The following is an 18,888-nucleotide window of genomic DNA, read 5'->3' on the forward strand; positions in this document are numbered from 1 at the left end:
GGTTTGTCCGATTTCATCGATTAGTTGTCAGGGTTTTGATAATACGTCAGTCACGGTTTCATAAGCTGCTCGCCAGTTTTCCTGGGGAGTGAAGTCGTGATGAGTTACAAAAAATTGTTGGCGTTGACCATCGCTTTGCTGATGTTCCCGCAGATCGCCCAAACCCTTTACAGCCCGGCATTGGCGGACATCGGCCAGGCCTTCGCGGTCGGGCCGCAGGCGGCGGCGCACATGCTTTCCGTGTATTTCCTGGCCTTTGCGTTTGGTGTGGTGGCGTGGGGCCGGATGTGCGACCGCATCGGACGTCGACCGTCGATGCTCGCTGGCCTGGGGTTGTACGCCGGCGCATCGTTGCTGGCGCTGAACGTTCGCACGTTCGATGCGTTGTTGATGGCGCAGGCGCTGGCGGCGTTCGGTGCGGCGGTGGGTTCGGTGGTGACGCAAACCGTGCTGCGCGACCGCTTCAAGGGCGCGGAACTGGCGCACGTGTTTTCGCTGATGGGCATTGCGCTGGCGGCCAGTCCGGCGATTGGCTTGTTCACCGGGGCGAGCCTGGTGGAAGGTTTCGGGTATCGAGGTGTCGTGGCGTGTCTGTTGCTGTTGTCTGCGGCGCTCTGGCTGTGGTGCCTGCGCGTCTTGCCCGAAACACGGCCGCAGCAAGTGACGACACCGGCCTTGTTCGAGACGCTGTGGCGAATGCTGGGCGACCGCGATATCTGGCGTTCGACGTTGCTGGTCGCGCTGTTCAACATTGCCTTGTTCAGCTACTACAGCCTCGGTCCTTTCGTGTTCCAGCGACTGGGCTTGAGCGCGCAGTGGTTCGGTTACAGCGGGGTGATCCTCGCACTGGGTTCAGGTCTCGGTGCCTGGCTCAACCAGCGGTTGTTGCGTCGAGGCGTGAGTGGCCCGCAGCTGATTCAACTGGCGGCGGCGCTGGTGTGGGTGGGGGCCAGTGGCGTATGGCTGTTGGAAGAAAGCCTTGGGTTTGTATTGCCGATGCTGCTGGTGGTGCTGGGGTTCGGGATGGCCATCCCGAACATTCTAGGCTCGGCACTCGCCGGTTATGGGGACCGGCTGGGCACGGCCGGCGCGCTGTTCGGATTGTTGTATTACCTGTTGATCGGCGGCGGGCTGATGCTGGTGGCCTGGGCACAAGCGTTGGGCGAAACCCTGATGGTGTGCGGTGGGTTGGCGATGCTGTTGGCACACACAAGCAAACGTTCGGTCATTGACCGGTGTGCAACCTGACAGGAACTCACTCAAACGCCTTGCCAGCGATGGGGCCTTGGGATGTGCATCGATCATGCGGCCGTCATCGCCAGCAAGCCGGCTCCTACAGTGGATCGGTGTGAGCATTGAGACTGGCGTTTACACAAAGCCCTTGTAGGAGCCGGCTTGCTGGCGATGGGGCCCTTGGATTTGCATCGATCATGCGGCCGTCATCGCCGGCAAGCCAGCTCCAACAGTGGATCGGTGTGAACGTTGAAACTGGCGTTCACGCAAAACCCTTGTAGGAGCCGGCTTGCTGGCGATGAGGCCCTTGGATTTGCATCGATCATGCGGCCGCCATCGCCGGCAAGCCAGCTCCTACAGTGGATCGGTGTGAACGTTGAAACTGGCGTTCACGCAAAACCCTTGTAGGAGCCGGCTTGCTGGCGATGAGGCCCTTGGATTTGCATCGATCTTGAGGCCGTCATCGCCGGCAAGCCAGCGCCTACAGGACTGCGTTAATCCTCGCGTTTGACGACCAGCGTGAGGATGTCGTAACTGGCGACCAGTTCACCCAGCTGGTTGGTGACTTCCACGTCCCATGCCACCACGCCCTGCGGAATGCCCTGCGGGCTCTTTTTGCCCTGATCGATTTTACGTTTGCAGGTCAGGCGCGCCTGGATGGTGTCGCCGATGCCTACCGGGTTAATGAAGCGCAACGTATCCAGGCCGTAGTTGGCCAGCACCGGGCCTGGCGCCGGGGAGACGAACAGACCGGCCGCTGCCGACAGCACGAAGTAACCGTGGGCGATGCGTTTGCCGAATTGCGATTCCTTGGCGGCGATCTCGTCGAAGTGCATGTAGAAGTGATCGCCGGACAGGCAACCGAAGTTCACCAGATCGGCCTCGGTCACAGTGCGACGGTGGGTCAGCAGCGACTCGCCGATCTGCAGGTCCTGGAAGAACCGGCGGAACGGATGTACTTCAGTCTCGATGACCTTGGCGCCGCGCACGTATTCACCGGTGACGGCGGCGAGCATGGTCGGCGAGCCTTGCACGGCGGCGCGTTGCAGGTAGTGTTTTACCGCGCGCAGACCACCGAGCTCTTCACCGCCACCGGCACGACCCGGCCCGCCATGCTTGAGTTGTGACAGGGGCGAGCCGTGGCCGGTGGATTCGGCGGCGGATTCGCGGTCCAGCACCAGCAAGCGACCGTGCCAGGCTGCCGCGACAGGAATGGCTTTGGCCGCGATCTGTGGATCCTTGGTGATCAGACTCGCCACCAGGCTGCCTTTGCCGCGTGCGGCCAGGGCCAGTGCTTCGTCGAGGTCGTCGTAGGCCATCAGCGTGCTGACCGGGCCGAACGCTTCGATGTCGTGCGCGCCGCCTTCAGCGTGCGGGTCGCGGGCCTGCAACAGGGTCGGCGCGAAGAACGCACCCTGGCCGACGTTTTCGCCACGCGGTTCAAAACCGTCGCGAGCGCCAAACAGCAGGTCGCTGCTTTGCAGCAGGCTTTCCAGACGCTCGGCGACGTCCTTTTGCTGATCGTGAGAGGCCAGTGCACCCATGCGCACGCCTTCCACCGACGGGTCGCCGACCACGACTTTCTTCAGGCGATCGCGCAAACGGGTCGCGACGGCATCGATGTGTTTGGCCGGCACAATCGCCCGGCGGATGGCGGTGCATTTCTGCCCTGCCTTGGTGGTCATTTCCCGTGCGACTTCCTTGATGAACAGCTCGAACTCTTCGTCGTCCGGGGTCACGTCCGGGGCGAGGATCGCGCAGTTCAGCGAGTCGGCTTCGGCGTTGAACGGCACCGAGTTGCGGATCAGGTTCGGATTGACCCGCAGCTTGGCTGCGGTGTCGGCCGAACCGGTGAACGTCACCACGTCCTGGCCTTGCAGACGGTCGAGCAAGTCACCGGTGCTGCCGATGATCAGTTGCAGGCTGCCCGCCGGCAGCAAGCCGGATTCGTCTATCAGCCGCACCACGGCTTCGGTCAGGTAGCTGGTGGCGCTGGCCGGTTTGACGATGCACGGCATGCCGGCGAGAAAGCTCGGCGCGAATTTTTCCAGCATGCCCCAGATCGGGAAGTTGAACGCATTGATGTGCACTGCAAGACCACCGCGCGGCACCAGAATGTGCGTGCCGGCGAAGGTGCCGAGCTTGCTCAGCTGCATCGCCGGGCCTTCGTGGACGATGTTGCCCGACGGCAGTTCCCGCGAGCCGAGGCTGGCGTAGGTGAACAGCGTGCTGTTGCCGCCTTCGATATCGATCCAGCTGTCGGCGCGGGTGGCGCCGCTGTGGTGGGAGATCGCGTAGAGCTGCTCCTTGCGTTCGCTCAGGTACAAGGCCAGTGCCTTGAGACGTTGCGCCCGTTGCTGGAAGTCCAGCGCCATCAAGCCGCTGATGCCTTGGCGACGACCGTGCTCGACGGCTTCGGCGAAGTCCGGACGTTCCTCGTGGGTGCGTGCGATCTCGTGGCCGTCGATGGCGCTGCGCAGCACCTGGGCACCGTGTTGGCCGATCCAGCGACCGGCGATGAAACTTTGCAGGGTAGGGGCGTGAGACATCACGATTCCTCCAGGTTGTGAAAGGTGTTGGCGCGGTGGTAACCGCGCCCTTCAGGGATTACCAAAGCGCCACGGTGTAACCGACGATCAGCCGGTTTTCATCGAGGGCGGTGTTCAGGCCATTGCCGGAGCGGAAAGTCACGTTGCGCCAGCGCAGGCTGACGTCCTTGAACACGCCGCTCTGGATGACGTAACTGATGTCGGTGTCGCGCTCGCGCTCACGGCCGTTGTCGACGGTGCCGGCCTTGACGTGGCGACCGTCGGTGTAGCGGGTCATGAAGGTCAGGCCGGGAATGCCTTGCGCCGCGAAGTCGTAGTCGTAACGCAACTGCCAGGAGTCCTCGTCGGCCCGGGTGTAGGTGTTGAAGGTCACCAGGTTGACCACGTACGGATCGCCGCCGTTGAGGAACGGAAAGGCACTGTCGCCGGACAACTGCTGGTACGTGGCGCTGACCTTGTGGGCACCGTGGGACACGGTGAACATGCTGTTGAAGTTGCGGTTGTCGATGCGCCCGGCGCGTTCGGCACCGTCGCCCCGGCTGTCGAAATAGCGCAAGTCGCTGCGCAGATTGAAACCGTTGCCCAGCGGCTGGGTATGCACCAACCCGACAAATTGCTGGCGATAAATCTGATCGAGCTTGCCGTAGTAATAACTCAGGTTCAGTTGCGGACTGAACGCGTAGCTGCCGCCGGCAAAGTCGAAGTGATCACTGCTGGCGGCGGCGTAACCGATGTCATCGTTGCTGGAGGAATCCCGCAGGTTGGCCTTGGTCAGGCGCCCGGTATTCAGCGTCAGGCCACTGATTTCCTGGCTGGTCAGCAAGCCGCCTTCGAAGGTCGAACCGAGCAGGCGGGTGTCGTTGTAGGTCGCCACCGGCAGCAGGGGTTGCAGGGTGCCGAGCTTCAACACGCTTTTCGATACCCGCAGCTTGCCGGTCAGCCCCAGCTCGCTGAACTCGTCCGCCGGCTCATGGCTTTTCGGACCGAAGGGCAGCAGCCCGGTGCCACGGCGATCCGGGCTGGAGTCGAGTTTCAATCCCAGCTCCCCCAACGCATCGAGACCGAAGCCTAAAGTGCCGTCGGTGAACCCGGACTCGATGCGCGCGGTGAAACCCTGCGCCCATTCTTCAGCTTTGGATTGCGCTGCGTTGTCCTGGCGGAAATCGCGATTGATGTAGTGGTTGCGCATTTCAATGCGGGCCTTGCTGTCGTCGATGAAGTCGGCCATGGCGCTGGGGGCGACCATGGGCAGGCTCAATGCGGCGGCCAGCGAAAACAGTGATTCGTAAGGTGCAGAACGTGCGGGCTTCATTGTTTTTATTCCCTGCCATCAGTCGGTCGTGATTAGTGCTTGCTGGCGCCGGAGGCACCGATGCCGGTCATCGAACGGATGAACTGCGCCAGGTAGCGGCCGCGCTCAAGGGCCGCTCGCGGCGAGGTGTCGGTGACCGAAAACAGCCAGGCACTGAAAAACGCGAGGCTCATGGAAAACAGCGCCGGGTTGGAGTACGGGAACAGCGCCTTGTCGTGATGCAACACGTTGACCCACACCGCCGGGCTCAGCACCAGCAGGACAATCGCCGAGACCAGCCCCGTCAGGCTGCCGGTGACCGCGCCGCGAGTGGTCAGGCCTTTCCAGTACATCGAAAGGAACAGCACCGGGAAATTCACCGACGCGGCGATGGCCAGCACCAGGCCGGAAAGGAACGCAATGTTCTGCGATTCGAACAGCAGGCCGAGGATGATCGCCAGCACGCCGATGCACAGCGTGGCAATGCGCGACACGCGGATTTCCTGCTGCTCGGTGGCCTGTCCCTTGCGCATCACGCAGGCATACAAGTCGTGGGACACCGCCGAGGCGCCGGACAACGCCAGGCCTGCGACCACCGCCAGAATGGTGGCGAACGCGACTGCCGAGATGAAGCCGAGGAAGAGGTTGCCGCCCACGGCTTGTGCCAGGTGCACGGCGATCATGTTGCCGCCGCCGATGATCGCGCCGCTGGCATCGCGGAACGCAGGATCGGTGCCGACCATGACGATGGCGCCGAAGCCGACGATGATCAGCAGCAAGTAGAAGTAGCCGATGAAACCGGTGGCGTAGAACACGCTTTTACGCGCTTCCTTGGCATCGCTGACGGTGAAGAAACGCATCAGGATATGCGGCAGACCGGCGGTGCCGAACATCATGCCCAAGCCCAGCGAGATCGCATCGATCGGGTTCGACAGCAAACCACCGGGCGCCATGATCGCGCTGCCCTTGGCGTGCACGGCAGTGGCGCCGGCGAACATCGCTTCGGTGCTGAAACCGAAATGCTTGAGCACCATGAACGCCATGAACGTGGTGCCGAACAGCAGCATCACCGCTTTGATGATCTGCACCCACGTGGTGGCGAGCATGCCGCCGAAGGTCACGTAGAACACCATCAACACACCGACCAGCATCACCGCGTAGAGGTAGTCGATGCCGAACAGCAACTCGATCAACTTGCCGGCACCGACCATCTGCGCCACCAGGTACATCAACGCAACAGTCAGGGTGCCGAACGCCGAGGTCAGGCGCACCGGGGTTTGTTCCAGGCGATAAGAGACCACGTCGGCGAACGTATATTTGCCGAGGTTGCGCAGGCGCTCAGCGATCAGGAACAGGATGATCGGCCAGCCCGCCAACACGCCCAGGGCGTAGAGCAAGCCGTCGTAGCCATTGAGAAACATCATCGCCGAGATGCCGAGGAAAGACGCCGCCGAGATCATGTCGCCGGCAATCGCCAGGCCGTTCTGGAAGCCAGTCATGCCACCGCCTGCGGTGTAGAAGTCGCTGGCGGAGCGGGTACGCAATGCGGCCCAACGCGTGACGCCGAGGGTGAACAGCACGAACACCAGGAACATGCCGATGGCGTTCCAGTTCAGTGGGCGGGACGCGCCGTCGGCGGCGACCGCGAAGTCGGTGACCGCTGCCAGCGGCAACAGGAACAACGCCAGGAGACGGCTCATCGGGCGCACTCCTGTTTCAGCTTTTCGTTGAGCGGATCAATCACGTTGTTGGCGCGATAGACGTAGAAACCGGTCAGCGCGAAGGCCAATACCACAATCACCACACCGACCAGCATGCCCACCGAGGTCACGCCGCCGCTCAAGGACTGACCGAGGGTGGCGGGGGAGAACGCCACCAGCAACACGAAGCCGAAATAGATCACCAGCATGATCAGCGACAGCGACCAGTACAGGTTTTGTTTGCGACGAACCAGCTGGATGAAATCGGGGTGCTGGCGGATGAGTTCTACGTCAGTGGGTGTCATGGCACGCTCTCTGTTGTTGTTTTTGTTGTGGGGTGAAGCAGGTTCTCGGGGGCGCCCCGGTCCCTGTAGGAGCGAGGCTTGCCCGCGAAGAGGCCGGCAGATTCAACATTGATGTCGTCTGATGGTCAGTCTTCGCGGGCAAGCCTCGCTCCTACAGGTTCCGTGTTTGCCGGATAATCAGAGCTGGTCGAAATCCAGGATGACTTTGTCGCTGACCGGATACGCCTGGCACGACAGCACGTAACCGGCGGCCACTTCGTAGTCCTCCAGGGCGTGGTTGCTGTCCATCTCCACTTCGCCTTCGATGACCTTGCATTTGCACGTCGAGCACACGCCGGCCTTGCACGAGTAAGGCAGTTCGGCGCCCTGGGCGTTGCCGGCATCGAGGATGCTCTGGCTGTTGCGCGGCAGGTCGAAGGCCAGCGCGCGGCCGTCGCTGATGACGGTGATCTGGCTGACCGCCGCATCAATTTGCCGAGCAGCCTCGCGAGCCTCGCGTTTTTGCTGGCTGCCAGCGGCGGCGAACAGTTCGAAATGGATGCGCTCCGGTGCCATGCCCTTGGTCTTGAGGCTGTCGCGCACGGTTTCGGTCATCTCCTGCGGGCCACAGATGAATGCCGCATCGAGGGCTTTGACATCGAGCCAGCGGGAGAACAGTTGCTCGCATTTCTCGGCGTTGATCCGGCCGTTGTACAGGTCGACATCCTGCTGCTCGCGACTGAACACGAAGATCAGGTTCAGACGCTGCAAGTAGCGGTTTTTCAAATCTTCGAGCTGTTCACGGAACAGCGCGCCGGAACTTGAACGGTTGCCATACAGCAGCGTGACGCGGCTGTGCGGTTCGGTTTGCAGGGTGGTCTTGATGATCGACAGGATCGGCGTGATGCCGCTGCCCGCCGCCACGGCCAGGTAATTACCGTGGCGTTGTGGGTCGAGCTCGACGCAGAAGTGCCCGGCCGGCGGCATCACTTCCAGGCTGTGCCCGGCCTTGAGCTGCTCATTGGCGAATGCGGAGAAACGCCCGCCGGCCACACGCTTGATCGCGACGCGCAGTTCGCCGTCATTGACACCGGTGCAGATCGAATACGAACGACGCACTTCTTCGCCATCCATCTGCGTGCGCATCACCAGGTGCTGGCCCTGGGTGAAGTGAAAACTGTCTTGCAGGTGCTGCGGAATATCGAAGGCGATGGACACCGCGTCACGGGTTTCGGCGCGCACGTCCTTGATGGTCAGGCTGTGAAATTTGCTCATTATTGTTCTCCAGCTGGGACGGCCGATCGCCGCTCAGATGCACTTGAAATAGTCGAACGGCTCGCGGCAATCGACGCAGCGGTACAACGCCTTGCACGCGGTGGAACCGAACTCGCTGAGCACTTCGGTGTGCGCGCTGCCGCATTGTGGGCAGACGATCACCGGGCTTTCGCCGAGCAGGCTGCGTTTGCTGGTGCTGCCGTCGGGCGGTGCGATGCCATAAGCGCGCAGGCGTTCGCGGCCGATGTCGGTGATCCAGTCGGTGGTCCACGCCGGGGTCAATTTGCGTTCCAGTTGCGGTGCCCTGAAGCCGGCAAGCTCCAGCGCATCGCGGATGTCGCTTTCAATCACCTCGGTGGCGGGGCAGCCGGAGTAGGTCGGCGTGACCACCACGTGCAAGTGGCCGGCTTGCCAGTCGAGATCGCGCACGATGCCGAGGTCGACCACGCTGACCACCGGCACTTCCGGGTCCATGACCTGCGCCAGGGTCGCCCACGCGGCGGCCAGGTCGGTCGGTTGGGCCGGCCGGCCGCCGAGGTCGCTGGCGATCAGCTCACCAGGTTGCATCGGGGTACGCTCGTGGCAGGAATTGCATCTCCGCCAACAGGATGCCGAGGTGTTCGGTGTGCAGCCCCTTGCGCGCATTCAGGTAGAAATAGCTTGGCGCGGCAGGCACGGGCAGGGTGGCGCTGGCGAAAATCTCGTTGACCCTGGCTTGCCACGCGGCGGCGACGGTGGCGATGTCCGGGGTGATGCCGGCTTCGCACAGACGCTGTTCGCTGTCATCGGCGGCGATCAGTTCCACGGTAAAGCGCCAGACCTCAGGGATCGCTGCGAGCATGCGCTTGTGGCTTTCCTCGGTGCCGTCGCCCAGACGCTCGACCCACTCGCCGGAGCGGCGCAGGTGATAGGTGACTTCCTTTACGGCTTTGGCAGCGATCCCGGCGATGCGCTCATCGCTGGACTGGCTCAGACCTTTAAGCACTTCCAGGTGCCAGGCGTCATACAGGAACTGCTTGAGGATGGTCACCGCGTAATCGCCGTTGGGTTGTTCCACCAGCAGCAGGTTGCGATAGGCGCGCTCATCGCGACGGAACGCCAGGTGATCGGCATCGCGATCGTCGCCCAGCAGTTCAGCGGCGTATTCCAGCCAGTTGCGCGCCTGGCCGACGAGGTCGAGGCCGACGTTCATCAGCGCCAGTTCTTCTTCCAGCGCCGGTGCCTTGCCGCACCATTGGCACAGGCGCTGGCCCTGGATCAGGGCGCTGTCGCCGAGGCGCAGCAGGTATTCGATCAGATCAGTCTGGTTGTTCATGGTCGACCTCACATGTGCCCGACTTCGGCCGGCAGCTCGTAGAAGCTGGCATGGCGATAAACCTTGTCGTCCGACGGGTCGAACAGCGGGTCTTTTTCATCCGGCGACGAGGCGGTGATCAGCGCCGACGGCACGACCCACAGGCTCACGCCTTCGCTGCGACGGGTGTACAACTCACGCGCGTTCTCGATGGCCATGGTGGTGTCGGCGGCATGCACGCTGCCGACGTGCTTGTGGTTGAGGCCGTGCTTGCTGCGCACGAAGACTTCAAAAAGGGTCCATTCGGACATGGCGGTGTCTCCAGATCAGGTGGCCGAATCAGGCGGCGTTCTTGTTTTGTTTTTTGCGGGCGTGGGCAACTGCGGCTTCGCGGACCCAGGCGCCGTCTTCAATGGCTTTGCGGCGGGTGGCGACGCGTTCCTGGTTGCACGGGCCGTTGCCCTTGAGCACTTCGTAGAACTCGCTCCACTGGATTTCACCGAAGTCGTAATGGCCGCGTTCGGCGTTCCACTTCAGGTCCGGATCGGGGCAGGTGCAACCGAGCAATTCGAGTTGCGGGATGGTCTGGTCGATGAAGCGCTGGCGCAGTTCGTCGTTGCTCTGGCGCTTGATTTTCCAGGCCATGGACTGGGCGCTGTTCGGCGAGTGTTCGTCGCTCGGGCCGAACATCATCAGCGACGGCCACCACAGGCGGTTGATCGCGTCCTGGACCATGTCTTTTTGCGCCTGATTGCCGTGGCGCATCATGGTCAGAAGGATTTCGTAGCCTTGGCGCTGGTGGAAACTTTCTTCCTTGCAGATGCGCACCATGGCCCGGGAGTAGGGGCCGTATGACGTGCGCTGCAACACCACCTGATTGACGATCGCGGCGCCGTCCACCAGCCAGCCCACTGCGCCCATGTCGGCCCAGTTCAGGGTCGGGTAGTTGAAGATGCTCGAGTACTTGGCCTTGCCGCTGTGCAGCTTGGCGATTTCTTCGTCGCGGTCGGCGCCGAGGGTTTCCATGGCGCTGTACAGGTACAGGCCGTGGCCGGCTTCGTCCTGAATCTTGGCCATCAATTGCAGTTTGCGTTTGAGCGATGGCGCGCGGGTGACCCAGTTGCCTTCGGGCAGCATACCGACGATTTCCGAGTGGGCGTGCTGCGAGATCTGCCGGATCAGGGTCTGGCGATAGGCATCAGGCATCCAGTTTTTCGCTTCAATCTTGATTTCTGAATCGATTTTTTCCTGGAAGGCGCGTTCCTGTTCGGACATTTCCGACAGGTCCTTGATGCGCTTAACGCCGGTTTCTACGAGCTGTGCGTACATTGGGGGTCTCCCGCCTTGAATCTGATCGAGGGCATGGAGAGCTTTATAAGCGATACAGAATTTAATATCAAACACAAAATATCGTGTCGTATGTTTTTTTTGTATCGCTTTCGACGTACGGGGCAAGTCCGGTTTCTGGACAGCCTGATGGCGCCTTAGTAGCATCCGCCGCTTACCGACTGGGCGACTCGTCGTCGGTGACGGAATTTCAAGGAGTGGGCATGCAGGATTTCACCTTCGGTAAGGTCAGGATTCATTTTCACATCGAGCATGGGGTGGTGATCAGCAATACGCCGAGCCGTCGTGTGGTATGGATCAGAACGAAGGGAGGCGATGAGCTCCGTCTGGAATATGCTTTTGAAGATTTCCATTTACGCAAAGGTCATGAGGTTTACGTGATCTACGCCGGAAGTTCACACAAGGAAGACATGTACCCCGTGCTTCTGCGCAATCACAATCTTTCCCTCAGTTTCGACTTGGAATCGAGTGATTTTCTCTACCAGGAATTGATCCCGACTATGCGCGCCAACGGGTGGATTTTGGCGGTTCTGTTGATCCCGTGGCCCTTCATCTTTTTGCTGTCCGGCCAGTGGTGGGGAGGGATCGTGCTGCCGATGATCTATTTAATGACAGTGGGAAAGTTCGACGACAAGCGCAAAGCACGACTGGTGCCTGAGCTGGATAACCACATCTACATGCTGGACAGGCGCGCCACTGCCAGACGCGTCGTCACAAGAGCGCTCTCGCGTAATCTCTGACTCGTTCGTTGTGGTTCACATGACCCTGTAGGAGCTGGCTTGTCGGGTCGCCGCATCGCAGCGATGGGCGTCAACGATTACGCGTGCTGTCTGAATGAACGCGCCGTCCAAACGCTTTTCGCCGGCAAGCCGGCTCCTACAGGGAATCGCGTACGCTTTTGCTTCTCACCACTCATCAGGCCGAGCGTTAGCTCGCCTTCAGCTCTTGATCTGAGCGCCCCCTCGAGAGGCCGAGTGGAGGTTCTGCGCAGTGGGCAACCCGGCATGGATGCCGGGTTAGCCGCCCCCGGCCATGGATGGCCGATGGCGGCGGGCCCACGGAGCAGGACCGGATCGAGGGCATGCCGAGCCATGGCGAGGCACCGAACGAAAGGGGCAAGAGCCCTTGGTTACTTGGGGCTCTTCCAAGTGACTCGCCGTAAGGGCGAAACCATTAGCGGCCGTTACCGCAGGAATGGATATGTACACCCGAAAGAAAATGGTCGGCTGTCAGGCCGCCATCGTCGGAACGCCGCCCGCAGCAAGCCGGCTCCTACAATAGATCGCGGGACATCCACGAAAATCGGGTTGCCTATAAAGCCTTCGCGAGCAGGCTCGCTCCCACAGGATTCGTGCGCGTACACCCAAAAAAAAGCCCCGCAAAAGCGGGGCTTAAAGGGTGCAGCAGTCATGCTTTCGGGCGCTTGTCCATCACGTGACAAGCCTTGCCCTCAGAGCGCTTGATCGAATGCAGAGGCTGCAAAACAATCCGCGAACTGATCCCGATATACGTCTTGATGTGCTTGCTCAACTCGCCACAAACAGCCCTCTGCTGCTCATCGCTCAAGTGCTGGTGCTCAGCCTTCAACTCGACATGCACATCCACGCTGTCCAGGTTCCCGTTGCGATACAGATGAATCTCATAACACTCTGAAAGCTGTTTGATTTTCAGCACCTGCTCCTCGATCTGCGTCGGAAACACGTTAACCCCGCGAATGATCAACATGTCATCGCTACGCCCGGTGATCTTGTCGATCCGCCGCATCGGCCGCGCAGTGCCCGGTAGCAGGCGCGTCAGGTCGCGGGTGCGGTAGCGGATCATCGGCAAGGCTTCCTTGCTCAGGGACGTGAACACCAGTTCGCCCATCTGCCCGTCCGGCAGCACTTCACCGGTAACCGGGTCGATGATTTCCGGGTAGAAGTGGTCTTCCCAGATCGTCGGGCCGTCCTTGGTTTCGGCGCATTCCATGGCGACGCCCGGCCCCATGATTTCCGAGAGGCCGTAGATGTCCAGTGCGGTGATGCCCAAACGGTTCTCGATGGCGCTGCGCAGTTCGCCGGTCCACGGCTCGGCACCGAAGATGCCCAGGCGCAGGGCCAGTTTGTGCGGGTCGATGCCCTGACGCTCGATTTCATCGGCTATGTTGAGCATGTACGACGGCGTGACCATGATGATGTCCGGCTGGAAATCCTTGATCAGTTGCACTTGCTTTTCAGTCTGGCCGCCGGACATCGGAATCACCGTGCAACCCAGGCGTTCGGCACCGTAGTGCGCGCCGAGGCCGCCGGTGAACAGGCCGTAGCCATAGGAAATGTGCACTTTGTCGCCACGTCGGCCACCGGCTGCGCGGATCGAGCGCGCGACCACGTTGGCCCAGGTGTCGATGTCGTTCTGCGTGTAACCGACGACGGTCGGTTTGCCAGTGGTGCCGCTGGATGCGTGCAGGCGCACCACGTCCTGCATCGGCACGGCAAACATGCCATAGGGGTAGTTGTCGCGCAGGTCGGATTTGGTGGTGAACGGAAACTTCGCCAGGTCTTCCAGGGACTTGATGTCATCCGGGTGCACGCCCAGTGCATCGAAACGCTGACGGTACAGCGGCACGTTTTTGTAGGCGTGGTTGAGGCTCCAGCGCAGGCGTTCCAGCTGGTGCTGACGGAGTTCGTCAATGCTGGCGGTTTCCAGCGGGTCCAGCACGGGATCAAGCACGGCTTTGGCAATTGGCATGTTCATAACTTCACTCGAATTATTTTTGTGTTTCAGCCCGGCCGCAGCCGGGCTTTGAGTGCATGCCCCAAGGATACCTCTAGGCTCCCCGGGAATCGCGATTCTTTAGTCGGACAAGCGCTCAATGATCAGCGCAATGCCCTGGCCGACGCCGATGCACATGGTGCACAACGCGTAGCGGCCCTGACGTTCTTCCAGTTCGTGCAGGGCGGTGGTCACCAGCCGCGCACCGCTCATGCCCAATGGGTGGCCGAGGGCGATGGCGCCGCCATTCGGGTTGACCCGCGGGTCGGTGTCGCTCAAACCCAGTTCTCGCAACACCGCCAGGCCTTGCGCGGCGAAGGCTTCATTGAGTTCGATCACGTCCATGTCGGCGAGGCTCAGGTTGGCCAGTTCCAGCACTTTGCGCGTCGCTGGCACCGGGCCGATGCCCATGATGCGCGGCTCGACGCCGGCAGTGGCCATGGCCACAACCCGGCCGCGAGCCTTCAGGCCGTGGCGTTTGGCGACCGCCGGGCTGGCCAGCAACAGCGCGCAAGCGCCGTCATTGACCCCGGAGGCATTGCCGGCGGTGACGCTGCCACCTTCGCGAAACGGCGTGCCGAGTTTCTGCAACTGCTCAAGCGTGGTGTCGCCGCGTGGGTGTTCGTCATGCTCGACGACTTTGGCCGGGCCTTTGCGCTGCGGGATTTCGACCGCGACGATTTCCTTGGCCAGACGCCCACTGGCCTGGGCCGCGCCGGCACGTTGCTGGCTGCGCAGGGCGAAAGCGTCCTGGTCGGCGCGGGAGATGTTGAACTGCTCGGCGACGTTCTCGGCGGTTTCCGGCATCGAGTCGATGCCGTAGGTTTTTTTCATCAGCGGATTGACGAAGCGCCAGCCGATGGTGGTGTCATAGACCTGCGCATCCCGGGAGAAGGCCTGTTCAGCCTTGCCCATGACCAACGGCGCGCGGGACATCGATTCGACGCCGCCGACCAGCATCAGCCCGGCTTCGCCGCAACGAATCGCCCGCGCTGCGGTGCCGATGGCATCCAGCCCGGAACCGCACAAACGGTTGAGCGTGGTGCCCGGCACGCTGACCGGCAACCCGGCCAACAGCGCCGACATGCGCGCGACGTTGCGGTTGTCTTCGCCGGCCTGGTTGGCGCAACCATAGATCACATCATCCACGGCATTCCAGTTGACCTGCGGGTGGCGGCGCAGCAGTTCGCGCAACGGCACTGCACCGAGGTCGTCGGCGCGTACGCTGCTCAAGGCACCAGCGTAGCGGCCGATCGGGGTCCGCACGGCGTCGATGATCAAGGCGTCATTCATTCGGGGTCTCCTGCGCGAGCACAGCGCCGCGCACTTTGTAGGATTTGCCATGGAACAGCGCGATCAGCTGGCCCAGTTGGTTTTCAATCCGCACGTCGTAGTTGCCGGTGCGACCGGAGCGGCTCTGCTCGGTGCAATCGGCGGTCAAGGTGTCGCCCAGGCGTGCCGGGGCGATGTAGTCGATGCTGCAACCGATGGCCACGGTGGCTTCGTTGTAGCTGTTGCAGGCAAAGGCAAACGCCGAGTCGGCGAGGGCGAACAGGTAGCCGCCGTGGCAGGTGCCGTGGCCCTGAATCATGTCGGCGCGCACGCTCATGCCGACGCGGGCGCAGCCCGGTGCCGCCGAGAGCAGGCGCATGCCCATGGCCTGGCTCGCGGCGTCGCGCTTGAACATCGTTTGCGCGCAGTTGCTGGCCAGGTTCATTGCTTCGTGATTAGTCATGGAACGTCCTCCCTTCAGCGACGCGGCGGCGCAACAGCAGCGACGGTCGATAGCGTTGTTCGCCGTAGCTCGTTTGCAGGTTTTCCAGCACGTTGAGGATGTGCGCGAGGCCAATGGCATCGGCCCAGGCCAACGGGCCTTGCGGGTAATTGACCCCGGCGCGCATCGCCAGATCGATGTCGGCGGCCGAGGCCACGCCTTGCAGCACGGCATCGGCGGCTTCGTTGGCGAGCATCGCCACCGTGCGCAACACCGCGAGCGCCGGGCTGTCGCTGAGTTGGCTGACGGTGAATCCAGCGCGTTGCAGCAGTGCGACGCCGTGTTCGAATGCCGAAGGGGTGATGTCTGCCGAGCAACTGATGGCGATGCGGCTGGCTTTGCCGTAGTCGAAGGCCAGGTCCAGCAGGATCAGATTGCGCAGCCCGTCTTCTTTCGCCCGCTGACAGGCCATGCGCCCGTCGCTAAGCGCCAGCACGGCATCGCCGACTTTCAACAGGCCCTGGCCATCGCGCTGAATGACGTTGATCTGATGTTCGCGCAGACGCGCAATCAGCGCGTTGGCGATGCCGAGATCACCTTCCACGACGCAGGTTTCAACTGGTTGATCGCTGCTGATAGAGGTCGGCTGCGGCCGCTCGGAGCCTTCGGCATAACGGTAGAAACCATGGCCGCTTTTGCGACCCAGGCGCCCGGCGTCGACCAATTCCTTCTGAATCAGCGAAGGCAGAAAACGTGTGTCACCGTAATAGGCATCAAACACCGAACAGGTCACGGCATAGTTGACGTCATGGCCGATCAGGTCGGTCAGTTCGAAGGCGCCCATCGCAAAACCACCGGCCTCGCGCATCAGCGCATCCAGCGTCGGGCAATCCGCCGCGCCTTCCTGCAGCAGGCGCAGGCTTTCGGCGTAGAACGGGCGGGCGACGCGGTTGACGATAAAGCCCGGCATAGAGCGGGTGTGTACGGGTTTTTTGCCCCAGGCTTTGGCGGTGTCGTACAGGCACTCGGCCAACGCCGGATCGCTGGCCAGCCCGGAAACGATTTCCACCAGCGCCATGACCGGCGCCGGGTTGAAGAAGTGCAAGCCGAGCAAGCGTTGCGGATGGTTCAGCTGCGCGGCGATGCTGGTGATCGACAGCGACGAGGTGTTGCTCGCCAGAATGCAGTGCTCACCACAGATGCCTTCCAGCTGGCGGAAGAGCGCGCGTTTGACCTCAAGGTTTTCGACGATGGCTTCTATGATCAGCTCGCACTCGGCCAGCGCTTCGATGGCTTCCACGGCGTGCAGGCGCGCAATCGTTGCGCTGCGCGACTCGGCGGACAGTTTGCCGTTCTCGACCCGTTTGCCCAGTTGTCGATCAATGCCTTCAATGGCCTGGGCCGCAGCGCCGGGGCGATTGTCCAGCAGCAACACCGGATGACCGGCCTGCGCCGCGACCTGGGCAATGCCAGCGCCCATGGCGCCGGCGCCGATCACCGCGATGCGCGCGTTAGTGTTCAGTGCGGTCATGACTCAGCGCCCCTTGAAGCTTGGGCTGCGTTTTTCCATGAAGGCGCTGACGCCTTCACGGTAATCCTCGCTGCGCCCAGCCAGGCGTTGCAGGTCTTTTTCCAGCTCCAGCTGTTCGTCGAAGGTGTTGCTCAGGCTGGCGTTGAGGCTGCGCTTGATCAGTGCCAGGCCATACGTCGGTTGCGTGGCCAGATGGCGGGCGAGGGTCAGGGCTTCATTGCGCAATTCGCTATCGTCCACCACGCGGTAGATCAGCCCCCATTGCTCGGCTTGCTCGGCGCTCAGGCGATTGCCGAGCAAGGCCAGTGCCTTGGCGCGGGCCATGCCAACCAGGCGCGGCAAGGTCCAGGTGCCGCCGGAATCCGGGATCAAACCGATCTTGCAGAAGGCCTGGATAAAGCTCGCCGAACGCGCTGCCAATACCAGGTCGCAAGCCAGTGGAATGTTGGCGCCGGCGCCGGCCGCCACGCCGTTGACCGCGCAGATCACCGGCAGCGGCAGGTCGCGCAACTGGCGGATCAGCGGGTTGTAGAACTTCTCGATGGACTCGCCCAGATCCGGCACGGCGCTGCCCGGCGCGACATTGCGGTCGCTGAGGTCTTGCCCGGCGCAGAAACCGCGACCTTCACCGGTCAGCAGCAGTACGCGCACGTCCGGGTTCTGCCGAACCTGCTTGAGCGCTTCCTTCACTTCGCCGTGCATCTGCGTGTTGAAGCTGTTGAGTTGGTCTGGGCGATTGAGGCTCAGCAGGGCAACGCCGGCCTCGATGGAAAACAGGATGTGTTCGAAGTTCATGGTCTTGGCGTTCTCTGGGAGGTCGTTCGAATTCGTTATCGATGGCCGGATTACTGGCCAGTGAAGTTCGGCGTGCGCTTTTGCTGAAAGGCCGCGATGCCTTCGTCACGGTCGCGGGTGCCGGCCAGCACGGTGAAGGCGTGGCGCTCGAAACGCAGGCCGCTGGCGAGGTCGGTGTCCATCGCCTTGAGCAGCGCTTCCTTGGCCAGGCGCACCGCCAGCGGTGCTTTCGTGGCAACGCTGCGGGCGATCTGCAGCGCACGCTCGACGGTGAATTCCGGTTGGGTAACTTCGCTGACCAGCCCGGCGCGCTGGGCCTGGCGGGCGTCGATCGGCTCGCCGGTCAGGACCATCTGCATGGCCATGGATTTGCCGACGGCGCGCAGCAAACGTTGAGTGCCGCCGGCGCCGGGCATGATCCCGAGGTTGATTTCCGGCTGGCCGAAACGTGCGTCCTCGCCGGCGATGATGATGTCGGCGTGCATCGCCAGTTCGCAGCCACCGCCGAGGGCGAAGCCGTTGACGGCGGCGATCAGCGGTTTGTTGAAGCGGGTGATGGTTTGCCACGACGCCTGGCGCGGGTCGTCGAGGATGCCGACCAGATTGCGTTCGGCCATTTCCTTGATGTCGGCGCCGGCCGCGAAGGCTTTGCGGCTACCGGTCAGGACCACGACGCGGGTCTCGGCATCGGCTTGCGCGGCCGTCAGTTCGTCCGCCAGCTCACCCAGCAATTGGGTGGTCAGGGCATTCAACGCTTGCGGACGCTGCAAGGTAATCAGGCGGACGCCCGGTTCGTGGAATTCGACAGCAAGGGTTAGAGGCATGGCGGATGCCCTCACGGTGCACGCTCGGCTGCAATGCCGGCTCATTATTGGATCGGCGCGTAGGCCGGTTTTGCCGGAGTATACCTATATCGTGATACGTAAATGCAATACAAAAATAGATTTAATGTGTCCTATCGTCGGGTTTGTGGTTTTATGGCTTTGGTTCGAATGGCTTTGCTCAAACGCTGGATGCGCCTGTTTTATTGGTTTTAGCCGGGGTTTTGTCCTCTAAATAGACGCGGCAAGCCAGTGGCTTTGTAAGTGATACGGTTTTTGTGCTTTGTTAATGTAAAAGTGATG

General features: G+C 62.0%; 17 protein-coding genes. 2 read left to right on the forward strand and 15 right to left on the reverse strand.

Translation table 11 applies throughout. The features are described from left to right. The first annotated feature begins 99 nt into the window (after positions 1 to 99). Entirely contained in the window at positions 100 to 1,248 is a 1,149-nt protein-coding gene (locus IB245_RS23980) for an MFS transporter (protein WP_192228895.1), read from the forward strand. A gap of 479 nt (positions 1,249 to 1,727) precedes the next feature. Here the strand turns inward: IB245_RS23980 and paaZ are convergent, their stop codons facing one another. The 9 genes from paaZ to paaA form a co-directional block, all read right to left on the reverse strand. After that, entirely contained in the window at positions 1,728 to 3,782 is a 2,055-nt protein-coding gene (gene paaZ, locus IB245_RS23985) for a phenylacetic acid degradation bifunctional protein PaaZ (protein WP_192228896.1), read from the reverse strand. A 58-nt stretch (positions 3,783 to 3,840) separates the two neighbouring features. Beyond that, complete coding sequence (locus IB245_RS23990; protein WP_192228897.1) at positions 3,841 to 5,094, reverse strand: OprD family porin; 1,254 nt, start codon at positions 5,092 to 5,094, stop codon at positions 3,841 to 3,843. 32 nt (positions 5,095 to 5,126) lie between these two features. Further along, positions 5,127 to 6,773 carry a cation acetate symporter gene (locus IB245_RS23995; protein ID WP_008032374.1) on the reverse strand — a complete coding sequence of 549 codons (1,647 nt, stop codon included), beginning with the start codon at positions 6,771 to 6,773 and terminating at the stop codon, positions 5,127 to 5,129. Then, on the reverse strand, positions 6,770 to 7,078 hold the full coding sequence (locus IB245_RS24000; protein ID WP_008032377.1) for a DUF485 domain-containing protein: 309 nt from the start codon (positions 7,076 to 7,078) through the stop codon (positions 6,770 to 6,772). Before IB245_RS24000 ends, IB245_RS23995 begins: the two co-directional genes overlap by 4 nt. Positions 7,079 to 7,255: 177 nt before the next feature. Then, positions 7,256 to 8,332 carry a 1,2-phenylacetyl-CoA epoxidase subunit PaaE gene (gene paaE, locus IB245_RS24005; protein ID WP_192228898.1) on the reverse strand — a complete coding sequence of 359 codons (1,077 nt, stop codon included), beginning with the start codon at positions 8,330 to 8,332 and terminating at the stop codon, positions 7,256 to 7,258. Between the two features lie 33 nt (positions 8,333 to 8,365). After that, positions 8,366 to 8,899 carry a 1,2-phenylacetyl-CoA epoxidase subunit PaaD gene (paaD, locus tag IB245_RS24010; protein ID WP_192228899.1) on the reverse strand — a complete coding sequence of 178 codons (534 nt, stop codon included), beginning with the start codon at positions 8,897 to 8,899 and terminating at the stop codon, positions 8,366 to 8,368. Continuing rightward, positions 8,886 to 9,647, reverse strand: a complete 762-nt coding sequence (gene paaC, locus IB245_RS24015; protein WP_192228900.1) for a 1,2-phenylacetyl-CoA epoxidase subunit PaaC — start codon at positions 9,645 to 9,647, stop codon at positions 8,886 to 8,888. The genes paaD and paaC overlap by 14 nt, the downstream gene beginning before the upstream one ends. Before the next feature lie 8 nt (positions 9,648 to 9,655). Continuing rightward, on the reverse strand, positions 9,656 to 9,937 hold the full coding sequence (gene paaB / locus IB245_RS24020) for a 1,2-phenylacetyl-CoA epoxidase subunit PaaB (RefSeq protein WP_007943393.1): 282 nt from the start codon (positions 9,935 to 9,937) through the stop codon (positions 9,656 to 9,658). Positions 9,938 to 9,965: 28 nt separating this feature from the next. Beyond that, positions 9,966 to 10,955 (reverse strand): 1,2-phenylacetyl-CoA epoxidase subunit PaaA, encoded by a 990-nt coding sequence (gene paaA / locus IB245_RS24025; protein WP_008032385.1) that lies wholly within the window; start codon positions 10,953 to 10,955, stop codon positions 9,966 to 9,968. A gap of 221 nt (positions 10,956 to 11,176) precedes the next feature. Here paaA and IB245_RS24030 point away from each other — a divergent pair, with 221 nt between their 5' ends. Then, positions 11,177 to 11,713, forward strand: a complete 537-nt coding sequence (locus IB245_RS24030; RefSeq protein WP_192228901.1) for a hypothetical protein — start codon at positions 11,177 to 11,179, stop codon at positions 11,711 to 11,713. A gap of 667 nt (positions 11,714 to 12,380) precedes the next feature. Here IB245_RS24030 and paaK read toward each other — a convergent pair. The 6 genes from paaK to paaF form a co-directional block, all read right to left on the reverse strand. Further along, positions 12,381 to 13,706 (reverse strand): phenylacetate--CoA ligase PaaK, encoded by a 1,326-nt coding sequence (paaK, locus tag IB245_RS24035; RefSeq protein WP_008025272.1) that lies wholly within the window; start codon positions 13,704 to 13,706, stop codon positions 12,381 to 12,383. A gap of 99 nt (positions 13,707 to 13,805) precedes the next feature. Continuing rightward, positions 13,806 to 15,017: a 3-oxoadipyl-CoA thiolase gene (gene pcaF / locus IB245_RS24040; RefSeq protein WP_192228902.1), complete on the reverse strand. Its 1,212-nt coding sequence runs from the start codon at positions 15,015 to 15,017 to the stop codon at positions 13,806 to 13,808. After that, positions 15,010 to 15,459, reverse strand: a complete 450-nt coding sequence (gene paaI / locus IB245_RS24045) for a hydroxyphenylacetyl-CoA thioesterase PaaI (RefSeq protein ID WP_008025274.1) — start codon at positions 15,457 to 15,459, stop codon at positions 15,010 to 15,012. The genes pcaF and paaI overlap by 8 nt, the downstream gene beginning before the upstream one ends. Next, entirely contained in the window at positions 15,452 to 16,969 is a 1,518-nt protein-coding gene (gene paaH, locus IB245_RS24050; protein ID WP_192228903.1) for a 3-hydroxyacyl-CoA dehydrogenase PaaH, read from the reverse strand. The genes paaI and paaH overlap by 8 nt, the downstream gene beginning before the upstream one ends. A 3-nt stretch (positions 16,970 to 16,972) precedes the next feature. Beyond that, on the reverse strand, positions 16,973 to 17,764 hold the full coding sequence (gene paaG / locus IB245_RS24055) for a 2-(1,2-epoxy-1,2-dihydrophenyl)acetyl-CoA isomerase PaaG (protein WP_192228904.1): 792 nt from the start codon (positions 17,762 to 17,764) through the stop codon (positions 16,973 to 16,975). 50 nt (positions 17,765 to 17,814) lie between these two features. Further along, positions 17,815 to 18,588: a 2,3-dehydroadipyl-CoA hydratase PaaF gene (gene paaF, locus IB245_RS24060; protein WP_192228905.1), complete on the reverse strand. Its 774-nt coding sequence runs from the start codon at positions 18,586 to 18,588 to the stop codon at positions 17,815 to 17,817. Between the last annotated feature and the right edge of the window lie 300 nt (positions 18,589 to 18,888).

The organism is Pseudomonas sp. PDM02, assembly GCF_014852285.1.
GTDB lineage: Bacteria > Pseudomonadota > Gammaproteobacteria > Pseudomonadales > Pseudomonadaceae > Aquipseudomonas > Aquipseudomonas migulae.

Excerpts from the sequence above, each read along its gene's own strand:
- IB245_RS23980 (WP_192228895.1), top strand. The coding sequence starts at position 100 with ATGAGTTACAAAAAATTGTTGGCGTTGACCATCGCTTTGCTGATGTTC.
- paaZ (WP_192228896.1), bottom strand. The coding sequence starts at position 3,782 with ATGTCTCACGCCCCTACCCTGCAAAGTTTCATCGCCGGTCGCTGGATC.
- IB245_RS23990 (WP_192228897.1), bottom strand. The coding sequence starts at position 5,094 with ATGAAGCCCGCACGTTCTGCACCTTACGAATCACTGTTTTCGCTGGCC.
- IB245_RS23995 (WP_008032374.1), bottom strand. The coding sequence starts at position 6,773 with ATGAGCCGTCTCCTGGCGTTGTTCCTGTTGCCGCTGGCAGCGGTCACC.
- IB245_RS24000 (WP_008032377.1), bottom strand. The coding sequence starts at position 7,078 with ATGACACCCACTGACGTAGAACTCATCCGCCAGCACCCCGATTTCATC.
- paaE (WP_192228898.1), bottom strand. The coding sequence starts at position 8,332 with ATGAGCAAATTTCACAGCCTGACCATCAAGGACGTGCGCGCCGAAACC.
- paaD (WP_192228899.1), bottom strand. The coding sequence starts at position 8,899 with ATGCAACCTGGTGAGCTGATCGCCAGCGACCTCGGCGGCCGGCCGGCC.
- paaC (WP_192228900.1), bottom strand. The coding sequence starts at position 9,647 with ATGAACAACCAGACTGATCTGATCGAATACCTGCTGCGCCTCGGCGAC.
- paaB (WP_007943393.1), bottom strand. The coding sequence starts at position 9,937 with ATGTCCGAATGGACCCTTTTTGAAGTCTTCGTGCGCAGCAAGCACGGC.
- paaA (WP_008032385.1), bottom strand. The coding sequence starts at position 10,955 with ATGTACGCACAGCTCGTAGAAACCGGCGTTAAGCGCATCAAGGACCTG.
- IB245_RS24030 (WP_192228901.1), top strand. The coding sequence starts at position 11,177 with ATGCAGGATTTCACCTTCGGTAAGGTCAGGATTCATTTTCACATCGAG.
- paaK (WP_008025272.1), bottom strand. The coding sequence starts at position 13,706 with ATGAACATGCCAATTGCCAAAGCCGTGCTTGATCCCGTGCTGGACCCG.
- pcaF (WP_192228902.1), bottom strand. The coding sequence starts at position 15,017 with ATGAATGACGCCTTGATCATCGACGCCGTGCGGACCCCGATCGGCCGC.
- paaI (WP_008025274.1), bottom strand. The coding sequence starts at position 15,459 with ATGACTAATCACGAAGCAATGAACCTGGCCAGCAACTGCGCGCAAACG.
- paaH (WP_192228903.1), bottom strand. The coding sequence starts at position 16,969 with ATGACCGCACTGAACACTAACGCGCGCATCGCGGTGATCGGCGCCGGC.
- paaG (WP_192228904.1), bottom strand. The coding sequence starts at position 17,764 with ATGAACTTCGAACACATCCTGTTTTCCATCGAGGCCGGCGTTGCCCTG.
- paaF (WP_192228905.1), bottom strand. The coding sequence starts at position 18,588 with ATGCCTCTAACCCTTGCTGTCGAATTCCACGAACCGGGCGTCCGCCTG.